Annotated in this window: 6 protein-coding genes; 3 read left to right on the top strand and 3 right to left on the bottom strand. The window is 69.0% G+C overall.

Translation table 11 applies throughout. The features are described 5' to 3' along the window. Positions 1–52 precede the first annotated feature (52 nt). Together pabB and AB4850_RS18825 are read right to left on the bottom strand one after the other, a co-directional pair. A complete protein-coding gene (pabB, locus tag AB4850_RS18830; protein WP_414444524.1) occupies positions 53–1,645 on the bottom strand; it encodes an aminodeoxychorismate synthase component I in 1,593 nt (530 codons plus the stop codon). Between the two features lie 120 nt (positions 1,646–1,765). After that, positions 1,766–2,353, bottom strand: a complete 588-nt coding sequence (locus AB4850_RS18825; protein WP_414444523.1) for a VOC family protein — start codon at positions 2,351–2,353, stop codon at positions 1,766–1,768. Positions 2,354–3,068: 715 nt separating this feature from the next. Between AB4850_RS18825 and AB4850_RS18820 the strand changes: the two genes are divergently transcribed. Next, entirely contained in the window at positions 3,069–3,644 is a 576-nt protein-coding gene (locus AB4850_RS18820; protein WP_414444522.1) for a flavin reductase family protein, read from the top strand. Between the two features lie 257 nt (positions 3,645–3,901). Here the strand turns inward: AB4850_RS18820 and AB4850_RS18815 are convergent, their stop codons facing one another. Continuing rightward, complete coding sequence (locus tag AB4850_RS18815) at positions 3,902–4,774, bottom strand: LysR family transcriptional regulator (protein WP_414444521.1); 873 nt, start codon at positions 4,772–4,774, stop codon at positions 3,902–3,904. A 146-nt stretch (positions 4,775–4,920) separates the two neighbouring features. Here AB4850_RS18815 and AB4850_RS18810 point away from each other — a divergent pair, with 146 nt between their 5' ends. Beyond that, on the top strand, positions 4,921–6,177 hold the full coding sequence (locus AB4850_RS18810; protein WP_414444520.1) for an MFS transporter: 1,257 nt from the start codon (positions 4,921–4,923) through the stop codon (positions 6,175–6,177). A 403-nt stretch (positions 6,178–6,580) separates the two neighbouring features. Continuing rightward, complete coding sequence (locus AB4850_RS18805) at positions 6,581–7,264, top strand: HAD family hydrolase (protein WP_414444519.1); 684 nt, start codon at positions 6,581–6,583, stop codon at positions 7,262–7,264. Positions 7,265–7,314: the final 50 nt, after the last annotated feature.

Here is a 7,314-nt window from a genome sequence, read left to right as displayed (position 1 = left end):
TCATGCACGTCAGGCCCGATGGACACGACGCGCGAGGCTGCGCCGGCCGCCGTCAGAGCGCGGTGGCGTCGGCGGAACGGCGCGTCGCGCCGGGCCGCTGCGCGGGCGGCGTCGCGCGCTTGCCCACGCCCTGCGTGGCGAGCGCGGCGTCCTCGGCCGCCAGGCGCTCCACCGCCTCGATTACGCCGCGCGCCTTGACGATCGTCTCGTCGAATTCCTCGGCCGGGTCGGACAGCGCGGTGATCGCGCCGCCCACGCCGAGCTGCGCGCGCCCGCCATGCAGCGTCACCGAGCGGATCACGATGTTGAAATCGCAGGCGCCCGACAGCCCGAACCAGCCGAGCGCGCCCGAATAGATGCCGCGCGCGCCGCCTTCGAGCCGGTCGATGATCTCCATCGTGCGTTGCTTCGGCGCGCCCGTCATCGAGCCGCCGGGGAACGCGGCGCGCAGGCAGTCCACGCCCGACACGCCCGCCTTCAGCGTGCCGCGCACGGTCGACACCAGTTGGTGCACGTGCGAATAGGTCTCCACGTCGAACAGCTTCGGCACGTGCACCGAGCCGATCCGGCTGACCTGGCCGAGATCGTTGCGCAGCAGATCCACGATCATCAGGTTCTCGGCGCGATCCTTCTCGCTGGCGGCCAGCTCGGCGATCAGCGCCGCGTCTTCGTCGGGATTGCGCCCGCGCGGGCGGGTGCCCTTGATCGGCTTGGCCTCGGCATGGCCGTGGCGATCGACGCTGAGGAAGCGCTCGGGCGACGCGCCCACGTGCGCGAAGCCGCCGATGTCGAAATAGGCCGCGTGCGGCGCCGGCGACAGCTCGCGCATGGTGCGGTACAGATCGAAGGCCGGGTGCTCGAACGCGAAGGTGATCAGGTTGGTCATGCAGATCTCGTAGCTCTCGCCGTCGACGATCTCGGCCAGCGCCTCGCGGATCTTCGCGATATAGGTGGGCCGGTCGTGGCGCATCGCGGCGTGCTTCGCGATCCATGCTTCGACCTCGGCCAGCGTGAGCTTGCGGCGCGGCGCGCTCTCGCTGCGCGCGGCCGAAGCCGCCAAAGCCGCCGAACTGGCCGGAGCGGGCAGCTCGACGCTCGCCTCGAGCGCGGCCTGGGTGCGCTCGATCCACGCGTCGGCCTGCGCGCGCCCTTCGGCATCGCCGCTCAGGTGCAGCAGCCAGGTCTTGCGTTCGAGATGGTCGATCGCCACCAGCCGCGTGGCGAAGATGAACGCCGCGTCGTGCGTATCGGAGCGCCACGCCCGCGAGCCGGTGGTCTCGCCCTTCAGCTCGTAGCCGAACACGCCCGCGTAGCCGAGGTTGAAGTCGAACGGCAGCTCGGCGGCGGCCTCGATGCGGTGCGCGTCGAGCCGCGCCTTGAGCCAGTCGAACAGGCTGTCGACCTGCGCCACCTCGGTGCCGCCGGCGCGCTCGATGGTGACCGAGCGCGCGGCCAGATCGTAGGTGACGGTTTCGCCGAGCGGGCCGTGCGCGTCGCCCATGAACGTGAATCGCGAGAAACCCGGCACCACCACGCTGCTCTCGAACAGGAACCGGCTCTTCGACGACGGGAACACGCGGCCAAACGCATGCAGCGCATCCGGGCAGATATCCAGCGCCCGGCACTGGATCTGGAGGCGATCCATGATGAATCCTTTCGATGTACCGCTGACAGGGAACAGCCGCCGCCGCGCGCGCGGCGCGAAGGCCGGGCGCGGTCGAAGGCCGCGATCACGGTGAAGCGAGACGCGAGGGAGCGCGTGCGATCAGTACTTGCCCGATTGCTCGAGCTGATCGAACAGGTCCTGCACGTTGTCCTCGACGAAACCGGCCTCGCCATTGCGGCGGATCAGCTCGAAGCTCATGCCGGTGTTCGCGCAGCGCGACGAGAACGCCTGCGTGAGGCCGCCGCCCTCGATCACGTTGGTGTCGAAGCCGAGGCCGCGCGCCTTCAGGCTGTCCACAGCCGCGCTCACGTCGCGCACTTCCATCGCCACGTGCGCGATGCCCACGCCGTGGTGCTCCACCAGCTTCGAGACCTGCGACTCCGGTTCGGTGCCCTGGCACAGCACGAAGCGGATGCCGTTCATCTCCATCTCGGCGGACACCATGCCGGTGCGCGCGCCCTTGATGTGGCGGCGTTGCTTCAGCTCGAAGCCGAGCACGTCGCGGAACAGGCGGATGCCGTCCTCGAGATCGCGCACGGCCAGCGCGATGTGATCGATGCGTTGAAAGGAAAGGTCTGCCGGTTCGGCGTCGCGGGCGGATGGATCGGTCGACGAATCGGTCGACGGATCGGTCGAGGCGGCGGTCAAGGCAGCGGCGCGAAGGGATTGCGGAATACCTGCATTCATAGGGGCGTCCTGCGAAACGGGAGCGCGCTCGATCGGCGCGCACGAATGCATACCTGCGTCGGCGTGGTAAGCCGGTGCGGGTGGCGGCTAAGAGGTGACCGGAAATGCAGGTCGGGAGAGAAGAGGACAACGAGACGCGCGGCTGCCGCGATCCGGCGTTTCATTCCCTTATCAAATGACGAATTGCCAATTCGATATGAAACAAAACGCAAACGACAAGATTTTCTCGCGAACATCCTTGCCCTCTCGTATTTTCATTAGCGATGCATTCAACCGTTTCAAATTCGAACTGTCAACACGACGGCCGGCGTCGAATCGGGAGCCCGCCGCGCCTGCCCGCGACCCGCTCCGCGCTCCGGGTCGATGCCGATTGTTCGGCGCTGCGCCAAGCGGGACAAGGCGCCGCTCAGGGCAACGAGGCACCCCTCGCGGCCGCCACGCCGTGCCCGTGCGGCGCGCGCGCCTTGTCCACTCCGGAAGCATCTCGTTTCAAATGAGGGAAATTGAATAACATGACATTTACATTCACTCGGCTTTACTCATTTTTCTTGAGTTTTCATGAGCATTTTCAGCGCATATCAAAATAAGAATTCCGGAATCGGGGCGAGAATAAACCGGACCTGACGATTCGCGAATCCGGCCGCGGGTTCGGGTTGCTGCGCGCCGCGTGCCGCGCCGGTAGAATCCTCCGCTCCCCCTACCGCGCTCACCTCACATGACCCATTTCGCTCCCGTCCGGCTCGACCACGCCAGCCGCCTGCTGAACCACGGCCCCACCGTGCTCGTCACGAGCCTGAGCGGCGAGCGCCGCGACGTGATGGCCGCCGCGTGGTCGATGCCGGTGGAATTCACGCCGCCGCGCTTGGCCGTGGTGATCGACAAGAACACCTTCACGCGCGAGCTGATCGCGGCCAGCGGCGTGTTCGGCATCGTGATCCCGGGCTTCGCCGCGCTCGACCTGACGTTCGCGGTGGGCAGCGCCAGCGGCCGCGACGAGGACAAGTTCACGCGCTACGGCATCGATGCGCGCCCCGGCCCCGAGCTCGGCGTGCCGGTGATCGAAACGAACTGCGCGGCCTGGCTCGAATGCCGGCTGATCCCCGAGCGCCACACCGAGGACGCCTACGACACCTGCTTCTGCGAAGTCGTCTCGGCCGCCGCCGACAGCCGCGTGTTCGCGAACGGCCACTGGCATTTCGACGACGCCAACGCCGCGCTGCACACGATCCATCATCTGGGCGCGGGCAAATTCGTGCGCGCCTCGGGCATCACGCAAGCCCAGCCGCTCTGACGCTGGCGAGCTGCGGCGCCTCCGGGCGCCAAGGGCTTCCGTGTGCCGGGTCCCCGGGCTTCCGGGCTTCCGGGCTTCCGGGCTTCCGAGTCTCCGAGCCTCCGAGCCTCCGCGTCTCTGAGCCTCTGAGCCTCTGAGCCTCCGGGTCTCCCGGCTTCCGGCTTCCGGCTTCCAGGCTTCCGGGCTTCCGCGCCGCCTAATCTCCGGCCCTCCAGACCGCCACGCCGCTGCGCATGCGGCCGGCGACGCTCGCCGCCCTACAGCAAGCCCACCAGGTTCGCGACCACCGCCTCGCGCTCGCGTTCGCGCGTGGCCAGCGCGAGGCGCGCGACGGCCGGCACGCCGTCGATGTCGAGATAGCGCACGCCCTGCACGCGCACTTGCTCGAACGCGGCCGGCACGATCGACAACCCCAGCCCGGCCGCCACCAGATTGATCACCGACGAGATTTGCGGCGCTTCCTGCGCGAGCCGTGGCGCGAAGCCGGCGCGTCGGCACGCGTCGACGATCTCGGCATAGAGCGTCGCGCCGGCCGGCCCGGGCACCAGCACGAACGCCTCGTCGGCCAGCGCCTCCAGCGCCACGCGCCGCCGCTTCGCGAACGCATGGGTGGCGGGCACCACCAGCTTCATCGGCTCGTCGGGGAACGGCCGCAGCGCGACGCCGGCCACCGCCACCGCGCCGGGCCGCACGAACACGGCGTCGAGCCGCTCGTCGAGCAAGCGGCGCACGAGGCTCGGCGAGTTCGCCTCGTCGAGCGTCACGTCCACGCCCGGGTAGGCGGCCTTGAACCGCTGGATCAACGCCGGCACCACCGGGTTGAACACGGCCGATGCCGTGAAGCCGAGCCGCAGGCTGCCGGTTTCACCGTTGCCGGCCTGCTGCGCCGCGCGCCGGGCGCGCGCGGCATCCTCCAGCACGCGCACCGCCTCCACCCGAAACGCCTCGCCGGCGCTGGTCAGCAGCACGCCATGCGCGGTGCGCCGGAACAGGTCGACGCCGAGTTCGCGTTCGAGATTGCGGATCTGCTGACTGAGCGGCGGCTGGCCGATGCCGAGCCGCTCGGCCGCGCGCGTGACGTTCAGTTCCTCGGCGATCGCGAGGAAATAGCGGAGATGACGGAGTTCCATGGGCGGTGCGGGTTGGCGGTCGAGGCGGTCGAGGGGGTACGGTGAGATATCTGTGAAACGTCTTTCTTTGATCCTTTTCATATATTGGACAGTATAACTAGCCACGCGGACAATCAAGGCTGTCGTCATGTCCCCGGTCCCGCCTCATGAATACCGCCACCGCCCTTCCCTCCGACGCCGACACCCGCGTCGCCCCCGGCAGCGCCGAATACCGCCGCATCAGCCTCGCGCTGTTCCTGGCCGGCTTCTCGACGTTCTCGCTGCTGTACTGCGTGCAGCCGCTGCTGCCGCTGTTCTCGCAAGGCTTCTCGATCGGCGCGGCGCAGAGTTCGCTGGCGCTGTCGCTGGCCACCGGCTTCCTGGCGTTCTCGATCCTGGCAGCCAGCGCGCTGTCCGAACGCCTGAGCCGGCGGCGGCTGATATTCGTGTCGATGGCGCTGGCCGCCGTGCTGAACCTGGTGGCGGCCGTGATGCCGAGCTGGTCCGGCGTGCTGGTCGCGCGTGCGCTCGAAGGCTTCGTGCTGGGCGGCGTGCCGGCCACCGCGATGGCCTATCTGGCCGAGGAGATCCAGCCGCGCGGGCTCGGGCTGTCGATGGGCCTTTACGTCGGCGGCACGGCGTTCGGCGGGATGATCGGCCGGGTCGGCATGAGCGTGTTGAGCGACTGCATGTCGTGGCGCGCCGCGATGCAATGGATCGGCGCGATCGATCTGGCCGTGGCGGTGGGCTTCGCACTGCTGCTGCCGGCCTCGCGCCATTTCGCGCCGCGCGCCGGGGTGCGGCTCGGCGAGCATGTCGCGCAGTGGCGACGCCAGCTCGCGCACGTCGCGCTGCCGGCCGTGTTCGCGATCGGCTTCCTGGCGATGGGCGAGTTCGTCACGGTCTACAACTACGCCGGCTTCCGCCTGATGGCCCCGCCGTTCTCGCTCGACGCCACGCGCACCGGCCTGATCTTCAGCGCCTACGTGTTCGGCATCGTGGCCTCGTCGACGGCCGGCGCGCTGGCCGACCGCTTCGGCCGCGCGCCGGTGATCGTGTGCGGCGTGCTGACCAGCGCGGTGGGCGTGGCGCTGACGCTGGACGGTGCGCTGGCGGTGGTGATCGTCGGCATCGCGTTGCTGACGATCGGCTTCTTCATCACGCATTCGGTGGCCAGCAGCTGGGTGGGCCTGCTCGCGCAGGGCGGCAAGAGCTATGCGTCGGCGCTGTATCTGCTGTCGTATTACCTCGGATCGAGCGTGCTCGGCTCGTGGGGCGGCCAGTTCTGGCAGGACGGCGGCTGGCACGCGGTGGCCGGCTACGGGCTGGCGCTGCTGGCGGCCGCGCTGCTGTGCGTGGCGTATCTGGCGCGCGTCACGCAGCGCGCGACGGCCGTGGCGGGCGGGGCCGCGTCGCGGAGCTGAACGCCGCTGGCCGCGCCGGCCACATCCTCTGAAAATCGGGCACGCGCATCGAGAATGCGGTGCCCGATTTTCATTTCCGCTGCTGCAACGGCTTCGGCCGTGCCACCACCCACCCGCCGATCTGCGGCGCTGAAACAACGGTTACCGAAAAACCTGCCGCCACGTTCCAACGCAAGCGCGCAGCCCGCCCAAACGCCACAAAATCCCACACCGCCAATACCAGCGTGCCGCCGAGCGCCACGTGCCGGCCCGCCAAACCGCCATGACAGGCGGATGACGGCCGGTTGCAGATATTTGCTGATTTGCCGATTCGGGCATTTGTCGTTAGGATTTTCGGCTCGCCCGGTCACGGGCCGCCGCAGCATTGCCTGCCGCGCCGTCCGCCCTCGTCGTCAGGAAGTCCATGAGCCGTCACCTCGCGCTGTTCGATCTCGATCACACCCTGCTGCCGCTCGACAGTGACCAGTCGTGGGCGCATTTTCTCGCGCGCCTAGGCATCGAAGGCGCGGCCGATCACGTGGCCTCGATCGATCGCCTCTATCGCGACTACGCGGCCGGCTCGCTCGATCTCGACGGCTACCTGCGCATCGCGCTCGCGCCGCTGGCCCGCCATTCGCGCGAACAGCTCGACGGCTGGCACGCACGCTACATGGCCGACGTGATCGAGCCGGCGATCCTGCCGGCCGCGCGCCGCCTGATCGCGCAGCACCGCGACGCGGGCGACCTGTGCTGCATCGTCACGGCCTCGAACGCGTTCGTGACCGAACCGATCGGCCGCGCGCTCGGCTTCGAACACCTGCTCGCGATCGAGCTGGCCACCGAGGGCGGCGACCCGGCCGCGCGCTACACGGGTGCGCCGGTCGGCGTGCCGTCGTTCCGCGAAGGCAAGATCACGCGCACCGAGCAATGGCTCGATTCGCTCGGCCACCGCCTCGACACGTTCTCGCGCAGTTATTTCTACAGCGATTCGATCAACGACCTGCCGCTGCTGGAACAGGTCACCGATCCCGTCGCGACCAACCCGGACGCACCACTGCGCGCCGTGGCGGCCGCCCGCGGCTGGCCGGTGCTCGACCTGTTTCAGTAAGCCGCACGCGGCAGCCCGCACCGACCGCTGACCGATACCCGCGCCGCCGC

The sequence above is a fragment of the Burkholderia sp. 22PA0106 genome (assembly GCF_047497155.1).
GTDB lineage: Bacteria > Pseudomonadota > Gammaproteobacteria > Burkholderiales > Burkholderiaceae > Burkholderia.
Note: the sequence above shows the minus strand (reverse complement) of the source record. Positions and strands in the feature narration are given on the sequence as shown.

What these genes read in the sequence shown, in the direction of transcription:
- AB4850_RS18820 (WP_414444522.1), top strand. Translation starts at nt 3,069, where the DNA reads ATGACCCATTTCGCTCCCGTCCGGCTCGACCACGCCAGCCGCCTGCTG.
- AB4850_RS18805 (WP_414444519.1), top strand. Translation starts at nt 6,581, where the DNA reads ATGAGCCGTCACCTCGCGCTGTTCGATCTCGATCACACCCTGCTGCCG.
- AB4850_RS18815 (WP_414444521.1), bottom strand. Translation starts at nt 4,774, where the DNA reads ATGGAACTCCGTCATCTCCGCTATTTCCTCGCGATCGCCGAGGAACTG.
- AB4850_RS18825 (WP_414444523.1), bottom strand. Translation starts at nt 2,353, where the DNA reads ATGAATGCAGGTATTCCGCAATCCCTTCGCGCCGCTGCCTTGACCGCC.
- pabB (WP_414444524.1), bottom strand. Translation starts at nt 1,645, where the DNA reads ATGGATCGCCTCCAGATCCAGTGCCGGGCGCTGGATATCTGCCCGGAT.
- AB4850_RS18810 (WP_414444520.1), top strand. Translation starts at nt 4,921, where the DNA reads ATGAATACCGCCACCGCCCTTCCCTCCGACGCCGACACCCGCGTCGCC.